This is a genomic window from Bacillus testis, from assembly GCF_001243895.1.
GTDB lineage: Bacteria > Bacillota > Bacilli > Bacillales > DSM-1321 > Bacillus_AD > Bacillus_AD testis.
In genome coordinates this window covers 1867287-1887911 of the sequence record NZ_LN851186.1, presented here as the reverse complement: position 1 = coordinate 1887911, position 20625 = coordinate 1867287, and the positions used below count along the sequence as shown (strand labels likewise).

Sequence of the window (20625 nt, the reverse complement as noted above, 5' to 3'; positions counted from 1 at the left end):
CACACCCCGAATCCATTTGTCATTTAGGGAAATACCCATTGCCTACACAAGCATTTGTTTATCCCCATTCCCTTTGTTACAATTTACATATCTAATAGAAGAGGTGAGCTTATGTGCGGCCGGTTTACTTTATTCGCTGATTATGAAACGATTATTAATCGCTTTCAGATTGAAGCAGCATTTGATGAAGCTGACTATCGTTTCAGCTACAATATAGCTCCTTCACAGAGCGTTGTTTCTGTCATAAACGATGGGACCAAGAATCGCCTCGGCTTTTTAAGATGGGGATTGATCCCTGCATGGGCTAAAGATGAAAAGATTGGCTATAAAATGATTAACGCGCGTGCTGAAACGTTAGCTGAAAAGCCTAGTTTCCGGAATTCATTTAAACATAAACGCTGCTTGATTGTTGCTGATTCATTCTATGAGTGGAAACGCAGTGAAAAGCGTAAAACCCCGATGCGCATTAAAATGAAAACTGATGAACCATTTGGGATGGCAGGGCTGTGGGAAACCTGGAGGAATCCTGAAGGCAAACCAATCTATACTTGTTCGATCGTGACAACAACGGCCAATCAGTTCATGTCAGCCATCCATGATCGAATGCCAGTGATCCTTAGGCTCGAAGACGAACAACAATGGTTGAATCCTAACAACCATAATACCGATGAGTTAAGCAAGTTACTCAAACCATTTGATGATCACTTGCTAGAAGCATTTGAAGTATCATCCGAAGTGAATTCACCTAAAAACAATTCACCAAACCTGATTAAACAAATTTGCTGATATGAAAATAAAAGGCTTTGGATTCACGTCCTAAGCCTATTTCTATTTTTCTCTCCTTTCTTTTCTCTTCCTTCTCTACTTAATAATCACATTTCTAGTATGAACTTTCCAAAACTCTATTCATTGATTATTCATGCCATTTTCTTTCTATCCTTATCATCCAAAACTCCCATCTATTAACCCTTCCTTCCGTTATCTTGTATTTGAGCAGAAAAAACTATAAAATAATTATAATTATAATTTTTTTAAAATAGAACTGATGAGTAGAATCAGAACGGGGTGATCATTCTTTTTTTACTATAATTACATACGGAGAAGGTGGAAAATGTGTCATCACAGTTGGGAGAAGAAAAGAATTTAGAAAGAGGTTTACAGAATAGGCATATCCAATTGATTGCGATCGGCGGCGCCATTGGGACAGGTTTATTCCTCGGCGCAGGGAAGTCCATCCATTTGGCAGGCCCTTCAATTATACTTGTCTATTTATTGATTGGTATTTTTCTGTTTTTTGTTATGAGAGCGATGGGTGAACTATTAATCTATAAATCATCAACCGGTTCATTCATTGACTTTGCGGAGGAATTTATCGGTCCCTGGGCCGGTTTTATAACCGGATGGACCTATTGGTTTTGTTGGATTGCTACCGGGATTGCCGAAATAACAGCGGTCGGCCTGTACGTGAAATTTTGGATTCCTGAGGTTCCTCAATGGATTCCTGCCCTTGCATGCGTGCTGATTTTACTCCTGATTAATATGGCAACCGTGAAAGCATTCGGGGAAATCGAATTCTGGTTTGCTTTAATCAAAATAATCGCCATCATTTCTTTAATAGCTATTGGTTTAGTTCTGGTATTTATGGGCTTCAAAAGCAAAGAAACTACAGCTACCTTTAGCAATCTTTGGAGCTATGGTGGATTCTTCCCGAATGGGGTTTCGGGATTTTTATTGGCCTTCCAAATGGCTGTATTTTCTTTTGTAGGTATTGAGCTTGTCGGTGTAACAGCCGGAGAGACAGTTGATCCTAAAAAAACGATACCTAAAGCCATCAACAGTATTCCAATCCGTATATTGATCTTCTACATCGGGGCATTATTGATTATTATGTCCATCTATCCTTGGAGCGGCGTTGACCCGGCAGCTAGCCCGTTTGTAAAGGTCTTCTCATTGATCGGTATTCCGGCAGCAGCAGGGATCATCAATTTTGTTGTCCTAACATCAGCTGCCTCTTCCTGCAATAGCGGCATATTCAGTACAGGCAGAATGTTGTATACGCTGGCTAACGAAGGGAAAGCGCCTAAGCGATTGGGTAAGCTAAGCAAGCAAAACGTGCCTGCACCAGCCCTCATGTTTTCAAGCGCCATATTGCTTGTCGGCGTATTGCTGAATTATTTATTGCCCGATGAAGTATTTACATTAGTCACCAGTATTGCAACCATCTGTTTCCTTTGGGTATGGGGCGTTATTATCGTTGCACATATGCGCTACCGCAAGACGATGCCGGAGAATGCCCGTAATAATCCGTTTAAAATGCCATTGGCCCCTTTTTCGAATTGGGTGGTACTAGCATTCTTTGTATTTGTCCTAATCCTTTTAGGCTTTGCGGCCGACACACGGGTTGCCTTATTCGTTACACCTGTCTGGTTCCTATTGCTAATAATAGGTTATCTTTTCATGAAGCCTAAGAGACAGTCTCATTAATTTCAAAAACACCATAAAAGCCTCGTGGAGTGCTTTTATGGTGTTTTACTTATTTAGTAATGTTGTTGCTGATACCCTCTTCACTACGGTCGTTCCATAACAGTGTGATTTAAATACATCAGTGGGCAAGAAATGTATGGATATGGTTAACACAATGTTGCTTCCTTAGATGAGTCATTAAAACACCTATTAAAAGACTTATATTTTCTTTTCCTTTACCTAACCTATTTCTTACACCAATTGGCAAAATACGTTATATACTAAATTGTTCGTTTTTTAAATCCGTTATGAACATATGGCCAGGAGCATGTGTGATCATCAATGGAGGCTTCACTTTCATAGCCACAGCTTGTGGCGTTACGCCGCAAGCCCAAAAGACCGGTACCTCACCAGACTTGATTGTCACCCGATCACCAAAATCCGGGCTATTAATGTCCCGTATACCGATAGCTTGTGGATTGCCTATATGTACAGGTGCTCCATGGACAGATGGAAATCTACTTGTTATTTGTACAGCTCGAATCGCATCCTTTTCACTCATGGGACGCATGCTAACTACCATCGGCCCTTCAAAGATACCCGCTTTGATTGATTCAATATTAGTTTGATACATAGGCACGTTACAATTTTCTTCAATGTGGCGAATGGAAATACTATTATTTTGCAAGGCTTCCTCAAATGTAAAGCTACAACCAATCAAAAATCCGACCATGTTATCATCCCATATATCCGTTACGTCAAATACCTCTTCCATCAGCGTACCATCTCGATAAATCCTATACTTAGGAATATCCGTTTTAATATTGCCACTCGGTGCGGAATTGAACGGAATTCCTGAACCCGGCTTCGTCACATCGATAATTGGGCATGATTTTGGATTTCGTTGAGCAAATAGCAAAAAGTCAAAAGCCTGCTCTTTTGGTAATGCAGCCAGATTTGCTTGAATATATCCTTTAGCCAGTCCAGCTGTCGGCTTTACCCATCCGTTTTGACGAATCATTTCCCTTAATTTTTTTGGTGTGTTGGATTCAATACTTAACAATGTCTTCCCCTCCATTTATTATTCCTTATGCAAACAGTTTAGGGATGCCAGTGAACAATGAATAAAGCCCCATCCCCGACATAGCGATAACGATGATGACACCGACGATTGTTAACCATAGTGGTTGTTTGTAGTCACCCACTATGGTTTTCTTATATGCGGCCAAAAGCATCACACCTAGAGCAATAGGTAAGATCAAGCCATTCAATGAACCCACTAAAACTAATAATTTGACTGGTTGACCCACCAAGACAAATACAACTGTTGACACTGCGATAAAACCGATAATGAACCAGTTTTGGTTTTTATCAACAAAAGTGCTGAAAGTCTTAATAAATGATACAGAAGTATATGCAGCCCCAATTACCGAGGTAACAGCGGCTGCCCACATGATTACACCGAATATTTTATAACCCACATTTCCAGCCGCATGTTGGAATACAGAAGCTGCAGGATTTCCGGCATCTAAAGACATCCCTTGCGCTACAACGCCAAACACAGCCAAAAATAAAAAGATTCGCATAATAGAGGCAATCCCAATTGCACTTGCAGCACTTTTCGTAACTTGTGATAAATTTTCTTTACCTACTAAACCTGCATCAATTAATCGGTGCCCTCCGGCAAATGTGATATAGCCACCTACTGTACCTCCTACCAATGTCACAATCGACAAAATATCGATCGTTTCCGGAACAAACGTATGTACAACAACTTCCCCTACTGGAGGCTGAGCGGAAAACATGACATAAACGGTCAATATGATCATAATAAATCCCATGATTTGCGCAAATTTGTCCATCGCTTTACTGGCTTCACGGACGAGGAAAATACCAATCGCCACAAGTCCACTCATTAAAGCTCCCCATTTTGCCTCAACTCCGAGTAAAACATTCAGACCTAAGCCGGCACCAGCCACATTTCCAATATTAAAAGCAAGTCCCCCCATCACTATTAAGGCTGCTAGAAAATATCCTAGACCTGGAAGAACCGCATTTGCAATATCTTGTGCTCGTTTTTCAGAAACAGCGATAACCCTCCATACGTTGACCTGTGCACCAATATCAATAATAATAGAAATTAAAATGACAAATCCCATGCTTGCCATCAACGATTCTGTAAAAACCGTCGTTTGTGTCAAAAATCCAGGTCCAATGGCGGATGTTGCCATCAGGAAAGCAGCACCCATTAAAATACTAAAGTGTGATTGTTTCTTCAAAAGCTAGTACCTCCTCAAATTTATAAAAAGTCACTGATTTTCGCGACCTTTATCCCATTATTTTGTAATGTCGAAGAGATTTGCTGAGCAAATTCTAATGCTGTTACCCCATCTCCATGAATACACACTGTATGTGCTTGAATCGGAATATCGATTCCTTGAACAGTAGATACTTTCCGTTCTCTTACCATTCTTACGACCTGTTTAATCGCAACCATAGAATCCTTAATAAGAGCATTCTCTTCATTACGCGAAGTCAAAGAGCCATCCATTTGATAAGTCCGATCCGAGAATACTTCACTTGCGGTCCTTAAACCAATTTGTTCAGCTGCTTTAATAGATTCACTTCCTGCTAGTCCAAATAGAATAATATCGGGATCGACTTTATAAACAGCTTCCGCAATGGCTTCTGCCAATGAATAATTCTTCGCTGCCATGTTAAAGAGCGCACCATGGGGTTTTACATGCTGCAATCTTCCTCCCTCTGCTTTCACAAACGCAGAAAGGGCACCCATTTGATAAATGACAATTTCATACGCTTCTCTTGGAGAAATGTGCATTTCTCTCCGGCCAAAACCAATCAAATCCTGCAAGCCTGGATGTGCACCAATCCCGACATTTTTTTTGAGTGCTGAGTTGACTGTTTTTCGCATCGTTGCTGGATCTCCCGCATGAAAACCGCACGCAATGTTGGCAGATGTCACATAATCGAGAATTTCTTCATCCCTGCCTAACAAATAGTTACCGAAACTTTCCCCCATATCACAATTGATATCAATGATTTTCAATTTTATCTCTCCTCTTATCGATATTTCGATTGGATTCCTTTTCGTGCATAATGGAGCATCTCTTCTTGATCCCAATAAAGCCTTTGAGCTTCTTCATGACTAATTTCCTCGAAATATACCTTCTCTCCGGGTCTTTTTTGGGCGATAACCGAAAAATCAACGGATGCTATTTGCGCGATTTTAGGGTAACCCCCAATCGTTTGTCGATCAGCCAACAAGATAATCGGATTGCCATCGGACGGAACCTGGATAGAACCATAGCTAACGCCTTCGGATATCAACTCTTTATTTTCTTTTAAAGAAAGAATGGATCCATTTAAGCGATAGCCCATTCGATCAGACTGATTGGAAATGTTGAATGAATCCGTAAAGAAAGCATGCTGGCTTTCCTTTTGGAATAAATCGTATTGTCTTCCCTTCATGACTCTGATTCTATTTGTTGACTGGGCCTTTAAATCCGAAGAAACAGACCAATCGTCCGCAAAATTATTTTTATATTCTGAATTATTAATGTAGGGATAGTTTATCTGGTCTCCAGACTTTAACTTCCTACCATGAAAACCGCCAATTCCAGCTCTTAAATAGGTAGATGTACTATCTAGAACAGCAGGCGTATTCAAACCACCTTGAATGGCAAGATACATGCGACATCCCGTTTTCGCTTTGCCAAAGTCCAATATGTCTCCTGATTTTATATGTAATGGTGCCCATATTTTCACCGGTTCAGCGTTGATACTAGGAGACAAATCCCCTCCACTTAGTGCTATGATTGTCTCTTTTTCAAAACGAATGCGAGGACCTACAAGTGTGATTTCTATCGTAGATGCGTTTTCTTCATTTTGGACCAACAGATTCGCGATTCGATGAGCAAGAGGATCCATGGCACCACTGACAATAATCCCGTATTTTTGATAACCATATCTACCTAAATCTTGTATCGTTGTCATCAAACCCGGTTTAAGAATGGTGAGCATGTTCGACACCTCCTAGATTTAGATACTCTTCACTGCTTATCGGTTGGAAACAAACTTTATCACCTGCTTGAAGTAAAGTTGGAGGATTTATTTTCACATTGAAAAGCTGTAATGGTGTACGCCCGATCAATTGCCATCCTCCAGGCGTCTCAATTGGATAAATACCCGTCTGCCCTCCTGCAATCCCTACACTCCCTACAGGAATCTTAACGCGAGGGGATCTCTTCCTAGGTGTTGCAATTTCACCTGACATTCCCCCGACATAAGGAAATCCCGGAGCAAAACCTAACATATAAACTAGATAATCACCACTTGAATGAATATGTATTACTTCCTCTTCTGTTAAACCATGATAATCAGCCACAAAAGCAAGATCCGGCCCACATTCGCCGCCATAACAAACCGGAATCATCACTGTTCTTTTTTCGTTCATTTCTTGTGCTGACACCTCTGAAAGTAACTGATTTATTTCCTGACAAAGAAATCTATACGGAGAAGCCTTACTACGTTTCCATAATAGAAGAGGGTCATAAATTAGTGTGAGTGTTGTATAAGCAGGGATATACTCTATTAACCAATCAGGCTTGAGTGTATCCAATAGGCTACTTACTTGCTGTACGCATGTATAGTTATCCATATGGATTTTATCACCAAATTCTATTAATAACGCTTGATCCCCTAGAGGATATAACTGATAATCCACTTTCTCTCACTCCTTTACTAAAACAGTAAATATCCGACTGACAATCCATTTTTTACAATAACGTCAATAATATTCATTCATTATACTATAATAATCTCATTATTCAAATAATTCATATTATCATACTTATCTAATCCGTTAAGAAATGAGTGATGAAAAAATCTTAAACGTATAAATAGTGATTTTTTATGAGCATAGCACTACAAAACATTACAACCCAAATAGGAATTTAGAAATAAAAAAATAAATGAAGAACCAATAAGAGTGAGAAAAATACTAATATACGAAGAAACTGACTATATCTCAAAAGAAATGTCGAAACGTTTGTCCTTTATATCTTTTTCGTCGCAGTAAGCATTTTTACTTTGCGACTTTGCGTGGCGGATAGTCCATACGTTTTAAAAGTAATCAAAAAGAACAATTTCCAAATGAAGTTTGACTCAAAAAATGTCCTGTTTCTCAGTTTAAACCGTACAATCAACGTTTTAATACACACATAGGCATAGACCAGAAAACGAGCTGAGCTAGAGACCATGTTTAAGTCAAACGAAGAAACAGAAAAAACCCTTTATGCAAAATCATTCGCATAAAGGGTTTGCGATTGTTTACAATTATTTTTTCCACCATTGATCGAACACTGTAATTGCGCCATTACGCTTATGTTCTGTTTTTAGATACCAGTTTTCGATTATTGTAGCCTGCTCTTCCCCAATTTCTTTTCCTTCTAAATAATTATCGATGTCCTCATAAGTAACCCCAAGCGCTACTTCATCCGGGATTTGCGGCTTATCATCTTCCAGATCGGCAGTCGGTTTCTTCAGATAAAGATGCTCAGGACAACCTAAATATTTTAGGATGCTTCTGCCTTGTCGTTTATTTAGGCGGTATAGCGGAGCAAGGTCGCAAGCGCCATCGCCGTGCTTTGTATAGAAGCCGGTAACTGCTTCCGCTGCATGGTCCGTTCCTAAAACAACACCTTGATATAAACCAGCCAAATCATATTGCACCTTCATACGTTCACGCGCTTTGGCATTCCCGCGCAGGAAAGCGCTCATTGTTTTCCCGCTGGCCGATTCAACAGATGCCACGCTGGCATCGACTGCATCCTTAATATTAACAGCGAACGTAACGGAAGGCTTCATCCATGCCAATGCATCCTGGCAATCTTGTTCGTCCATTTGAACGCCATAAGGAAGGCGTACGGCAATGAACGAATACTCATCGCTGCCCGCTTCTTCGTTCAGTTCGTTCACCGCACATTGCGCCATATAACCGCATAAAGTACTGTCCTGCCCTCCTGATATGCCTAATACCATACTTTTCATGAACGGATACTTCTTCAGGTATTCTTTCATGAAATCAACGCTTCTTCTGAATTCCTCTTTAGGATCAATTTCTGGTTTGACACCTAGTTCTTTGATAATTTCTGCTTGTAAAGGTCTCATTTTTTCAGCCTACTTTCTTTAAACTACAGGTACTGTTTAGTATAACAATTTTCTAGTTATTCATCATGTAAAACTATACCCTGCCAAAATAATAAATAAAACTTTTTTTGAACTGCCCCGCACATTTTATCACATTCTAACAGGCGCTAAGGATTAAAACTTCAACACAAAAACGAAAATGAATTTCCATCGCCAAAAACAGGAGGCTTTCTGATTAACTTTCATTTATAATACACATATACATATATGATTCCTACTAGATGAATGTTGAATAAATAGTGGAGAGTGGGAGGATGATCGGATGAAGCATAAGCGATTTGCCAAAATCGTAAAAGTGGTCTTTCCCCTTCTGCTTGTCGCAGGTATGGCATACGTCGCGATGCTGCATTGGCACATCCATTCGGCCGGCAAAGATAAAGTGCCTGAGCATCTTGATTATGTCATTATTCTTGGCACAAAGGTGAACGGCGAGACGCCATCGTTAGCTTTGAGAGAACGGATCCAAACGGCTGCACATTATCTTAGGGATAACCCATCCACCATAGCCATCGCTTCCGGCGGGCAAGGACCGAATGAAGGGATTTCCGAAGCACAAGCCATCAAAACGGCTTTGATCGAAGAAGGCATCGAGGAAAATCGGATAAGAATGGAAAGCAAGTCTACAACCACGAAAGAAAACATTGCTTATAGTAAAAAATTGATACCGGATATCGAGCAGAAATCAGGAGCAATTGTTACCAATCAATTTCACCTTTACAGGGCTCTTCTGATCGCTAATGATCATCACTTGGACTCGTACGGCATAGCGGCAAAAACGCCTGCCGCTGTAAAAGTAAAGCTTTATATCCGGGAATATTTAGCAACTACGAAATATTATTTACTGAAGTTAGCTAGTTGATATTGCCATCAAAAGTACACGCAAAAAACAGGGCATTCATAAAAGAATAGCCCTGTTTTTATTTGTTCGGTTAAACTGGATTGACACCGTGTTTACGCTCAGTAAAGACCATGTTTTTGCTTTCATAAGCTGCCAGTCGCTGTATCAGTTCATCCCGCAGTTGTTGCGGCTCGACGATGGCATCGACAATCATTTCCGATGCTAGATGATAAATATTGATATCCTGGCGATATTCTTCCCGTTTTTCTTCGATAAAGGCTTGGCGTTCATGCGCAGGCAATTCTTGGATTTTCTTGGCATAAACCGCATTGACGGCGGCTTCCGGCCCCATGACCGCGATAGAAGCAGACGGAAGGGCGATGCAGCAGTCAGGTTCAAAAGCAGGCCCTGCCATTGCATAGAGGCCGGCTCCGTATGCTTTCCGGGCAATGACAGATATCTTTGGCACAGTAGCTTCGCTCATGGCAGAAATCATTTTCGCTCCATGGCGGATGATGCCGGCCTGTTCGACCTTCGTGCCGATCATAAAGCCTGGAATATCGGCAAGGAATAGAAGCGGAATATGAAAGGCATCGCATAATTGAATGAATTTGGCCGCTTTATCGGCGCTGTCATGGAATAGCACGCCGCCTTTGACACGAGGCTGGTTGGCCAGAATTCCGACTGCTTTGCCATCGATCCGGCACAATCCAGTGATTAATTCAGCGGCAAACAATTTCTTGATTTCCAAAAAGCTCCCTTCGTCGACCAGGGCATGAATAAAATCATGCATATTGAAAGCAGCATTTTGGTTTGCCGGGATGATCGATTCAATCGGCTTTCCTTCACGGGGCGGCTTAGCCGCAGCAACAGCCGGTTTTTCTTTGAAATTTTGTGGAAAATACTGCAAATAGTCCCTTGCGAACTGTAAAGCCTCCTCTTCACTTTTCACCAATACATCACCGCAGCCGGAAACCGAACAGTGCATTCTTGCTCCGCCCATTTCCTCTTCAGTGACTTTTTCCCCGATCACCATTTCCGCCATGCGAGGGGAACCGAGATACATGGACGCATTGCCCTCGACCATCACAACGGCGTCACAAAAAGCGGGAATATACGCTCCGCCTGCTGCTGAAGGGCCAAACAAAAGGCATAACTGCGGGACCCTTCCGGACAATTGAACTTGATTGTAGAAGATTCTTCCCGCTCCCCGCCTGCCGGGAAACATCTCTACCTGGTCGGTAATCCGCGCTCCTGCAGAATCCACGAGATAAAGGATAGGAATATTCAATTTAAGGGCTGTTTCCTGGATCCGAATGATTTTTTCTACAGTGCGCGCTCCCCATGACCCAGCTTTAATGGTCGAGTCATTAGCCATGACGCAGACTTTTCGCCCATGAATGCTGCCGATGCCGGTAACGACGCCGTCAGCCGGAAAATCATCACGGTCACAATTGGCGAAAAAGCTATCCTCTATTTCGACGCCTTCATCAAATAATTGCGCCAATCGTTCCCGGACAAAAAGTTTACCCTTTTCCTTGTTTTTCTGATGGTATTTCTCCGCTCCACCCTGCCTGATATGTGCTGCGCGCTCTTGATAGGAAGCTCCTTGTTTTTTTACTGCAGGTTCCATGCCATTCACTCTCCTTTGTATACAGGCTTTCTTTTTTCTGCGAATGCTTGCAGACCCTCTAATCGGTCCCTTGTCGGTATCGTGGATGCATAGCAAAGCTCTTCTATTTTCAAACCTGCCGGCAGGTCACCCTGAAGCCCGGCTTCGATTGCTCTTTTTGCCTGGCGGACAGCAATCGGTCCATTGGAAGCAATTGCTTCTGCAAGTGCCTGCGCTTCTTTATATACTGCTTCTGCTGATGCTACTTGATTAAACAAACCATACTCAAAAGCTTCCTGTGCTTCCAAGCGCTTGGCGGTAAAAATCAGCTCTTTTGCCCGGGCGGCGCCAATCAACCGCGGCAGGCGTTGTGTCCCTCCGGCTCCCGGTATGATGGCAAGAGACGTTTCTGTGAGACCATATGTACCGGATCGGGAAGCCACGCGCAAATCACAGGCAAGCGCCAATTCAAGACCACCTCCGAACGCGGAACCATTCAATGCAGCAATCACAGGAAAAGGCAGCTGTTCTATTTTTTTGAAGGTATTTCCGATCAGCGAAACGGTTCTCCGCACTGTCGGTTCATCCATTCCTTTTCTCTCTTTCAAATCCGCTCCCGCTGAAAAGATCCTGTCGCCGGCAGCAGTGATGATCATGCAGCGGACTGAGCGGTCGAACATATAATCTTCAGCAGCCTCAGACAATTCCGTTAACAATTCTCTGCTGAGTGCATTTGCTTGGCTTGGACGATTTAATGTGAGCGTCACAATTCCTAGTTCATTCTGTTCTCTTAATAGACAGACAGCCATTTCATCTCTCCTTTCTATTACAATACCTTTTTTACTTCACCGAATTGGAAATGGCCATTTGGTGGCTCCGCAAAGGTTTGCGGATGCGATTCTGGATAAATACAGCAGCGGCATGCAATTTGGCTTCATCAATGCCGGTTTTATAGCCCATTTGATGGAGCATATGAACGACATCATCGGTGGCTACATTGCCGGACGCTCCCGGCGCATACGGGCAGCCGCCAAGGCCTCCCAGAGAAGAATCGAACACAGTAATTCCCATATCGATTGATTTCAGGATATTGGCTAGAGCCATACCATGCGTGTCATGGAAATGCATGGCAATCTTGCTGGAATCGAATTCTTTCTGCACCAGTTCCAAAACGTCTTCTACTTGGCGTGGATTGGCGACGCCGATTGTGTCACCCAAAGAAATTTCATCTACGCCGTACGAAAAAAGCTCATGGCATATCGTAAGCACCTTATGTATATCCACTTTCCCTTCATACGGACAGCCGAATACAGTGGAAACATATCCCCGCAATGTTTTTCCGGCAGCTGTAGCTTCTGAACAAACACTTTTAAGGGCTGGCAGTGTTTGACTGATCGTTTTATTTATATTCTTCTGGTTATGCGTTTCACTGGCGGACATGAATACATTCACTTCATCAATATCAGCTTCCAGCGCATGCTCCAAACCTTTCAAATTTGGAACCAAAGCAGCATACCTAACTCCTTTTTTCCGTTTGATGCCTTTGGCAACAGAAAGGCTGTCGCTTAATTGCGGAATCCAATTCCGTGCTACAAATGAAGTGATCTCAATATACGACAGGCCGCTGTCCGATAGCTGATTGATCCATTGGATCTTCTGTTCAGTGGAAATGATTTCTTTTTCATTCTGCAGTCCATCGCGCGGCCCGACTTCTCTGATTGTCATCTTCTGTTCCATAACCCCCGGCTCCTTTCTTGTCCTTGGACCATTATTCGATTATTGAATCATCCAAGGATCAACAAAACATCGCCTTCATTCACAAAATCGTTCTCGGCTACCTTGATTGTGTCAATCTTGCCATCTTGCTCAGCTGCAATCGGTATTTCCATTTTCATCGATTCCAGAATGACCAGATCCTGCCCCTCTTTGACCTCTTCTCCTTCTTTTACGACAATTTTCCAAACGCTTCCGGCCATGCTTGCTTTCACTTCATTCATTGGACTGTGCCCCTCTCTTTTTTACTTTGTAATAAGTCAATAAAGCCTGTTGTTGTATTTCCTTTCTTGAATTCTTCATTGGAAAGGATTTCATTTATCAACGGAATATTCGTTTTAATGCCTGTTACTTCATAGTGCTGCAGCGCTGCTGCCATGCGCGAAATGCACTCGGTTCTGTTGCTTCCTTTTACAATCAGCTTGGCGATCATGCCATCATAGAAAGGCGTGACCGTATAACCACTCTTGGCGCCAGCATCATTTCGTACACCCTCGCCCTTAGGTAGCTTAAAATGAGTAATTGTTCCAGGAGCAGGGAAGAATGTAGCTGGATCTTCGGCATATATTCTTGCTTCTATTGCATGGCCATGCAGCTGTATGGCCTCTTGGGAAAAGGCTAAACGCTCCCCTGCTGCAATCCGGATCTGCTGTTCAACCAGATCGAGCCCTGAGATTTCCTCGGTGACCGGATGCTCCACCTGCAACCTTGTATTCATCTCCAAGAAATAATAACGATGCTGTTCGTCCATCATAAATTCGAAAGTGCCTGCATTTACATATCCTATTTTCTTAGCGGCTTTTAATGCCGCTTCACCCATTTCCCTACGAAGCGCCTCACTTACAAAGGATGATGGTGCCTCCTCTATCACTTTCTGGTTGCGCCGCTGGATCGAACATTCCCGCTCGCCAACGTACACGCCGTTCCCGTGGCTGTCCAAGAGCACCTGAATTTCGATATGGCGCGGATTTTCAACCATTTTTTCCATAAACATATCCCCGTCGTTAAAAAACATTTTCGCTCTCTTTTGCTGGCCTTCGAATGACTTGCGGATGTCTTCTTCGGAAAAAGCCGCCCCCATCCCGATGCCGCCGCCTCCGGCAGAAGCTTTCAGCATGACAGGATAACCGATGCCCTCGGCCATCCTGACAGCATCCTCGACATCGGCCAAGGCGTGGGATACACCCGGGACTACCGGCAATCCGGCAGCTTCCATCGCCATTCTGGATTCGATTTTCTTTCCCATTAAACGCATAACATCCGCGCTTGGGCCAATGAAAATAATGCCCTCTTCCTCGCACGCCTGCGCAAAATCCCCATTTTCACTTAAGAACCCATATCCCGGATGTATGGCATCACAAGCGGATGCTTTGGCGATTGAAATTATTTTTGCGGCATTATTATAGCTATCCTGAGGGCGAGGACCTCCAAGCAAGTAAGCTTCATCGCTTTCTTGGACAAAAGAGGCCTGTTCATCTGCTTCAGAATAGACGGCAACGGTTTGGATTCCCATCTTCCTGCATGTACGGATAATCCGGGAAGCAATTTCCCCGCGGTTGGCGATCAGTATTTTTTTTAACATATTCATTCAACTCCTCTCTCAAGACTGGATTACATTCAGTGCTTGTTCCCTTAGCTTAAATTTTTGGATTTTGCCGGAAGCCGTCATTGGATACCGATCCGTAAACTCGATATATCTAGGGATCTTGTGGCGGGATATCTTCCCATTGCAATAGTTGCGGATTTCCTCTTCCGTGAGTGTGGCCCCTTGTTTCGGTATGATCCAGGCCATAACCTCTTCGCCGTATTTGCTGTCAGGCACACCAACCACCTGGACATCAAGGATATTCGGATGGGTATAAAGAAACTCCTCGATTTCTCTAGGATAAATATTTTCGCCGCCCCGGATAACCATGTCTTTCAGCCGCCCGGTGATTTTGAGATAGCCGTTGTCGTCCATGACGGCTAAATCACCCGTATGCAGCCAACCTTCTTGGTCAATTGCCTGCCTGGTAGCCTCTTCATCTTTATAATAGCCGGCCATCACATGATAGCCCCTGGTGCAAAGCTCTCCCTGTTCGCCGACGGAACAAATCCGTCCAGTCGCCGGTTCAACGATCTTCACCTCTACATTTGGAAGGGCGCGCCCCACGGATGATACCCTAAGCTCAAGCGGATCATCCGTCCTTGTCTGGGTGATGACCGGTGAACTTTCAGTCTGTCCGTAGGCGATTGTAATCTCGCGTGCCCCCATCCTGTCGACAACGGCTTTCATCACTTCTATCGGGCAGTTGCTACCGGCCATGATTCCGGTACGCAAGGTAGATAGATCATATGTCTTGAAATCAGGCAGATTCAGCTCATTAATGAACATGGTCGGCACTCCATGAAGTGCCGTGCATTTCTCGGCTTCAACCGTTTCCAGAACAACCTCGGGGTTAAATTCCTGGACAGGCACCATGGTGGCTCCGACAGTGACGCATGCCATCACTCCCAACACGCAGCCGAAGCAATGGAAAAACGGGACAGGGATGCATAGGCGGTCTTGATTGGACAGTTTCATGCATTCGGCTATATTGCGTCCGTTATTGACGATATTCGAATGTGTCAGCATAACGCCTTTTGGGAAACCCGTAGTGCCCGATGTATACTGCATATTGATGACATCCAACGGATCAAGGGAGGCCGCTGCCTCTTCGAGTTCCTTCTCCTCTACTTCATCCCCCATCCGGAGTACATCCTCCCAGGAATACGTTCCAGGATAACGCTTATCGGATAACATGATGACGTTCTTTAAACATGGCAGTTTTTCAGAAACCAGTTTTCCAGGCTCGCAATCTTTCAATTCAGGGACAATTTCATAGAGCGTATCGATATAAGAATGCGTTTTGAAGGAATCTATCAGAATCAACGTGGAACTATCGCTCTGTTTCAGCAAGTACTCCAGTTCGCGCGCTTGATAGTTGGTATTCACTGTAACAAGGACGGCACCCATCTTTCCTGTCGAAAACTGAACGACCAGCCATTCGGGAACATTGGTTGCCCATATGGCCATATGGTCGCCTTTTTGCACTCCCATCTTTAGAAAGCCTTTGGCCGCCCGCTTACATTCCTCATTAAATTCATGGTACGTATAACGAAGGCCGCGATCATGATAGACTACCGCTTCTACGTCAGGCTGCCTGTCTGCGACATCTTGAAGTAATTGACCGATTGTAACATTCATGATTTTTGACATGGTATGCCACCTAACCCTTCAATTATTGATAAAGTGAACTTTGGATCAGTGAGGGTTTTAATGATTCCCGCCGACCATTCGTGGAACCAAATAGATCCTTGCTGGCGCTTGATCTCCCCATTTACGCTTCTTTATCTTCTAACCTCCTATACTATCTGCTACTATCTGCAGCCCAATTGCCGGGAGATAACCAACCGCTGAATTTCGGATGTCCCTTCTCCGATTTCCAGTAACTTGGCATCGCGCAGGAATCGTTCTACTTCATACTCGCGCATATATCCGTAGCCTCCATGGATTTGGATCGCCTGATTACATGTGCGGAATGCCATCTCTGTCGCAAATAGCTTGGCGTAAGCACTTTCTTTCGTGAATGGCAGCCCTTGGTCTTTCAGCCAGGCAGCCTTATAGACCATATTCCGTGCAAGCTCGATTTCCATCGCCATATCCGCTAGCTTAAACTGGATTGCTTGGAAAGAAGAAATCGGGCTGCCAAACTGTTTGCGCTCCTTGCTGTATTGCAGCGCTTTTTCAAAGGCTCCCTGAGCGAGTCCGACAGCAAGGGCTGCAATGGAAATCCTACCGCCATCCAGGGTGTAAAGGAACTGTTTGAATCCCTTCTGGCTGTCGCCAAGTATGTTTTCCTTAGGCACGCGCACATCTTCAAGCACGATTTGGGTAGTTTCCGATGCGCGGACACCCATTTTGTCGTAAGGGGAGGTAATCGTCATCCCCGGAGTATCTTTTGGTACAATTAAGGCGGAAATTATATTTTTTCCCCTTTCATCTTTTCCCGTGACGGCTGTCACAGTGACCGTCAACGCATGAGTGCCATTCGTTATCCAACATTTTTCGCCATTGATTACGTACTCATCGCCCTGTAGGACAGCCGTGGTTTTAGTCCCCCCTGCATCCGAACCGGCATTTGGCTCAGTAAGGCCGAATGCGGCAATGCCTTCCCCGCTTGCAAGCGGAACCAGAAATTTTTGCTTCTGTTCTTCCGTCCCGAAATAATAAATCGGACTTGCACCAAGCGATACAGCAGCTGCGTAGCTCAGCCCCGTCCCCCCGCAAACTTTTCCGATTTCCTCTACCGCTATCGCGTATGAAACGGTATCGGCTCCTGAGCCGCCGTATTTTTCAGGGAACGGAATGCCCAACAGGCCTAGTTTGCCGATCTTTTCAAATAATTCTTGGGAAAATCGCGCTTCCCGGTCCAGCTCGATCGCTACTGGCTTAATCTCCTTCTGGGCAAAATCCCGGACCATTTCTTGAATCATCTTCTGTTCTTTACTTAATGAAAATTCCATATTTGTCCCCCTTCTATTGAACAGACCGACTAATCGGTCTGTTTTAGCCATGCGTCATTCGATATGCCTAATAGGCGGGATGTTCCCAGCCGGTATTGCTGGTAAACGGGATTCTGTTTGGCATTTTGCGTCCAAAGCGCCTGGAAGATGATGTCGCTGTATATGGCGGCAATCTCGTCGATTGAGTGGACACCGTCGCTTTTATACCATTTATATGTCCAATTGATCATGCCGAGAACTGCCATTCCCGTGATGCCTACAGGCAATTCATCCCTGAATTCGCCCGCTTCCATGCCCTCTTGGATAACGTTATCGATAATGGCACGGTAATCGTTTCTCTTTTTTTTGATTTGTTGTTCATAAGGTGGTTTTAAGTACATGCTTTCTTGATAGAATACTGAAATATGAGGTTTATAGAGGTCAAAAACTTTAACAAATGACTGAATAATCTGAAGTAATTTTTCGGTGGGTGTTATTCTCTTGCTGGTTGCTTCCCTTGCTTTTTGCAGCACATAAGAAATGAAATAATCATGTATGACATACAGCAATTCATCTTTTGAGTGGAAATGATGATAGAATCCGCCTTTGCTTGTTCCGCTCTCCTGAACAATTTGATGGACGGAAACACCATGGAAACCGTGCTGTTCGAATAGCTTCAGCGAAGTTTCGATAATTCGATCTTTGAGCTGAACTATAATGGCACCTCTTTTCTTTGCCATGATTTTACTGGCGGAAGGCACATATCAAACTGGTTTCCCAATACGGTATTGCCGATTGCCAGTAATGACTGCCGTGATTTACTAAATGGCGAAAACTATTTATGTAAGCACTTACATTTCCATATTTAAAATTGTAGCAAACTCGTTTTCTTCTTGTCAATCAGGAAAGCAAATAGCCGGGATATTTGCCCCAGCTGCTTGCTTTCCTGTTCTAGCTGGCATTAAGACTACATGAACAATTCCACTTTCTATAGCAGGCTGAACCTTTCAACTAACGCTCACCCTTTGATTCCTTCATCCGAAAAAAGGATATTTTTCACGGTCCAGCCATCCTTGCTGTAGACCCAATAAGTTGTCAGTTCCCCCAATACTTCTTCTCTGCGGAATCCACTGATTAACTGCTTGGATACCAACCCCTTGTCCGAATTTATGTATTGCGGTTTCAGGCTTTTAAACTCGCTCACAATTAATTCAATGGGTTCATTCAATTTTCCTTTGCTGTACATGCCCAATTTTTCGTACGTATCTTTTCTTGTTTTCAGATCTATTTCAAATTTTTTGCGCCCTGCATTCACTTCTGCAGAATAGTGGTCTTTAAAAAACGCCTCTATAGGAATGGCTTCCGGAAGCTTTAGCTGATGGCCTTTTCCATTTGTGAAGGTGATGACTGTCCCCGTCACACTTCCTCTTTCAGTCAGTGATTTCATGGTGACCAGGACATCCTTGATGCCATCATTGGTTACATCTTCAATCGTCAAAACAGGGTGCCTTCCTTCGCCAAGCGCCCATACTCTTTTTTTGCCGCCAAATTTCACCTGTAGGCTTATTTTTTTATAGGAATCATCCAACTTTTTAATCGGCGTGGCACGAAGTATGACTTGATCCTTGACGCCATTGCCGGTAACATCTCCGTACTTGCTGTATTCTTCTGCGCCAATGCTTGCGGCAAATGTTTGCTGTAACGGCCAAGTAAATAAAACGGATATCAATACAGCCGATTTCCATACTTTAAACATATCTGCAACATCCCTTCCGGACTTAATGGTCACACTCTTCATCGATTAGTAGGATGTCCAATTTGGGGATAAATTATGAAAATAACTAAAAAATAACCGTTCAAAAAAGCCTGTTCATTTGCAATGAACAGGCCTTCCGCTTTGATTATATAAGATGTAATTGATGTCTGACAGAATAAGCAAATCCATCTTCATCATTTGTTTTTGTAATCAAGTCCGCTTTTTCCTGGATGCTGATAGGTGCATTAGCCATGGCAACCGACTTTGTGGCCACTTCGAATTGGGCAAGATCATTTCCGCCATCGCCAAATGCATAGATTTCTTCGAATTGGAGATTCATCATATCCTGGTAACGCAGAATGGCTTTTCCCTTATGCGCTTCGCTTGAGGTAATTTCCACATTATTCGGGAATGAAGAGGCCATGGATATGGCAGTGTTTTCGGACAATGCCTTTTTCACCTCATCGATCAGTTCCACTTGTTCATTTCGGACAAGAGCAATCAATTTATAGATTGTAAGATTCTCTTGCTCCAGAATTTCATCATAATTATAGGCTTTGAAGAATCGATCCAGCTCCCCTTCATCCATATCATGGAGAGGCGGAAGCGTTGAAGGGAACCCGCCGTGGTTGGTGTAGACTAGTATTCTGACATCGAAACCTTTAAGAGTAGCAAATAATTTCTTATATTCATCGATCGACAAAGATGCTTCATACATAATTTCTCCTGCTGCATTATAAAGCACCGAACCATTGATACAAAAAATAGGAACGTTCAGCTGTTTGACAGCATCATATTTAATGACATCCTTATAGGCCCTGCCTGTATTGAGGATTAAATAATATCCTTTTTCTTTTAATTCCTTTATCGCTTCCAAATTCCCAGCAGACAATTCATGCTTGGAATTCAACAACGTACCGTCAAGATCAATTGAAAGACATTTCATGTTTATACGATTCCTTTCCCTTACAACATAGGAGTGGGGCAGTGCGCCATTCCCGCTGTATATTCTGCTGTATATACTTCTAGCTCGCTAAATCAGCTGCATATCTAAATTATATCAGAATAAGGCACCATTAAAACCATTCATGTCTTTTTATCTTATCATCCACTAAAGCATCCTTGACATGGTCTCTTCCCCTGTAAAAACGAAATATATACGTGAATTTCTCCTACAGATCTGGAAAGCGCCCCTTCTTTCGCATATAAAGTGGCATTGCGAACCACCCCGAGTTCTTACAGGCGCTAAGATTATCACTTCTTCCTCTTTATGCTCTTTGTGTAGTGAAAGTCTTAGTGCCAGTTAGAATGGGATATAAGCGCTTATCCTTCTGCATACCATTTATTTTCGCTGGCCATCCTATCCGTCTGGCGATTATTTCGAATGTATATAAAAGCTTATGCGATTCCAGATAAAAAAACAGCCTGCAT

Annotated in this window: 19 protein-coding genes; 3 read left to right on the top strand and 16 right to left on the bottom strand. The window is 43.3% G+C overall.

All coding sequences use genetic code 11. The features are described 5' to 3' along the window. The first annotated feature begins 111 nt into the window (after positions 1 to 111). Together BN1765_RS09680 and BN1765_RS09675 are read left to right on the top strand one after the other, a co-directional pair. Positions 112 to 786: an SOS response-associated peptidase gene (locus BN1765_RS09680; RefSeq protein ID WP_050614929.1), complete on the top strand. Its 675-nt coding sequence runs from the start codon at positions 112 to 114 to the stop codon at positions 784 to 786. Positions 787 to 1125: 339 nt separating this feature from the next. Beyond that, on the top strand, positions 1126 to 2484 hold the full coding sequence (locus tag BN1765_RS09675) for an amino acid permease (protein ID WP_050616735.1): 1359 nt from the start codon (positions 1126 to 1128) through the stop codon (positions 2482 to 2484). A 253-nt stretch (positions 2485 to 2737) separates the two neighbouring features. On the opposite strand, the gene BN1765_RS09670 is transcribed toward BN1765_RS09675, so the two are convergent. The 6 genes from BN1765_RS09670 to nadE form a co-directional block, all read right to left on the bottom strand. Further along, on the bottom strand, positions 2738 to 3526 hold the full coding sequence (locus tag BN1765_RS09670) for a putative hydro-lyase (RefSeq protein WP_261797559.1): 789 nt from the start codon (positions 3524 to 3526) through the stop codon (positions 2738 to 2740). A 25-nt stretch (positions 3527 to 3551) separates the two neighbouring features. Next, positions 3552 to 4694 (bottom strand): NRAMP family divalent metal transporter, encoded by a 1143-nt coding sequence (locus BN1765_RS09665; protein WP_082195558.1) that lies wholly within the window; start codon positions 4692 to 4694, stop codon positions 3552 to 3554. A gap of 68 nt (positions 4695 to 4762) precedes the next feature. Continuing rightward, positions 4763 to 5530 carry a LamB/YcsF family protein gene (locus tag BN1765_RS09660; RefSeq protein ID WP_050614927.1) on the bottom strand — a complete coding sequence of 256 codons (768 nt, stop codon included), beginning with the start codon at positions 5528 to 5530 and terminating at the stop codon, positions 4763 to 4765. Positions 5531 to 5544: 14 nt separating this feature from the next. Then, positions 5545 to 6504, bottom strand: coding sequence for a 5-oxoprolinase subunit C family protein (locus tag BN1765_RS09655; protein WP_050614926.1), 960 nt, complete (start codon positions 6502 to 6504; stop codon positions 5545 to 5547). Continuing rightward, positions 6488 to 7207 (bottom strand): 5-oxoprolinase subunit PxpB, encoded by a 720-nt coding sequence (gene pxpB / locus BN1765_RS09650; protein ID WP_050614925.1) that lies wholly within the window; start codon positions 7205 to 7207, stop codon positions 6488 to 6490. The genes BN1765_RS09655 and pxpB overlap by 17 nt, the downstream gene beginning before the upstream one ends. A 611-nt stretch (positions 7208 to 7818) precedes the next feature. After that, positions 7819 to 8652, bottom strand: coding sequence for an ammonia-dependent NAD(+) synthetase (gene nadE, locus BN1765_RS09645; RefSeq protein WP_050614924.1), 834 nt, complete (start codon positions 8650 to 8652; stop codon positions 7819 to 7821). Between the two features lie 301 nt (positions 8653 to 8953). Here nadE and BN1765_RS09640 point away from each other — a divergent pair, with 301 nt between their 5' ends. Then, entirely contained in the window at positions 8954 to 9550 is a 597-nt protein-coding gene (locus BN1765_RS09640) for a YdcF family protein (protein ID WP_050614923.1), read from the top strand. 70 nt (positions 9551 to 9620) lie between these two features. Here the strand turns inward: BN1765_RS09640 and BN1765_RS09635 are convergent, their stop codons facing one another. The 10 genes from BN1765_RS09635 to BN1765_RS09590 all read right to left on the bottom strand — a co-directional run bounded on the left by BN1765_RS09635 (position 9621) and on the right by BN1765_RS09590 (position 20140). Next, a complete protein-coding gene (locus BN1765_RS09635) occupies positions 9621 to 11162 on the bottom strand; it encodes an acyl-CoA carboxylase subunit beta (protein WP_050614922.1) in 1542 nt (513 codons plus the stop codon). A 5-nt stretch (positions 11163 to 11167) separates the two neighbouring features. Further along, positions 11168 to 11950, bottom strand: a complete 783-nt coding sequence (locus BN1765_RS09630; protein WP_050614921.1) for an enoyl-CoA hydratase — start codon at positions 11948 to 11950, stop codon at positions 11168 to 11170. Positions 11951 to 11981: 31 nt separating this feature from the next. Beyond that, positions 11982 to 12878: a hydroxymethylglutaryl-CoA lyase gene (locus tag BN1765_RS09625; RefSeq protein ID WP_050614920.1), complete on the bottom strand. Its 897-nt coding sequence runs from the start codon at positions 12876 to 12878 to the stop codon at positions 11982 to 11984. 47 nt (positions 12879 to 12925) lie between these two features. Further along, the gene (locus BN1765_RS09620) at positions 12926 to 13138 is read right to left on the bottom strand and encodes an acetyl-CoA carboxylase biotin carboxyl carrier protein subunit (protein WP_050614919.1); all 213 of its coding nucleotides are present in this window, start codon (positions 13136 to 13138) and stop codon (positions 12926 to 12928) included. Next, positions 13135 to 14496 (bottom strand): acetyl-CoA carboxylase biotin carboxylase subunit, encoded by a 1362-nt coding sequence (locus BN1765_RS09615; protein ID WP_050614918.1) that lies wholly within the window; start codon positions 14494 to 14496, stop codon positions 13135 to 13137. The genes BN1765_RS09620 and BN1765_RS09615 overlap by 4 nt, the downstream gene beginning before the upstream one ends. A gap of 18 nt (positions 14497 to 14514) precedes the next feature. Then, the gene (locus BN1765_RS09610) at positions 14515 to 16152 is read right to left on the bottom strand and encodes an AMP-binding protein (protein ID WP_050614917.1); all 1638 of its coding nucleotides are present in this window, start codon (positions 16150 to 16152) and stop codon (positions 14515 to 14517) included. A 161-nt stretch (positions 16153 to 16313) separates the two neighbouring features. After that, positions 16314 to 17459 carry an acyl-CoA dehydrogenase gene (locus BN1765_RS09605; protein ID WP_050614916.1) on the bottom strand — a complete coding sequence of 382 codons (1146 nt, stop codon included), beginning with the start codon at positions 17457 to 17459 and terminating at the stop codon, positions 16314 to 16316. Between the two features lie 29 nt (positions 17460 to 17488). Then, on the bottom strand, positions 17489 to 18178 hold the full coding sequence (locus tag BN1765_RS09600; RefSeq protein ID WP_050616733.1) for a TetR/AcrR family transcriptional regulator: 690 nt from the start codon (positions 18176 to 18178) through the stop codon (positions 17489 to 17491). A 278-nt stretch (positions 18179 to 18456) separates the two neighbouring features. After that, positions 18457 to 19194: a hypothetical protein gene (locus BN1765_RS09595; RefSeq protein ID WP_050614915.1), complete on the bottom strand. Its 738-nt coding sequence runs from the start codon at positions 19192 to 19194 to the stop codon at positions 18457 to 18459. A 145-nt stretch (positions 19195 to 19339) separates the two neighbouring features. After that, positions 19340 to 20140, bottom strand: coding sequence for a Cof-type HAD-IIB family hydrolase (locus BN1765_RS09590; RefSeq protein WP_050614914.1), 801 nt, complete (start codon positions 20138 to 20140; stop codon positions 19340 to 19342). Between the last annotated feature and the right edge of the window lie 485 nt (positions 20141 to 20625).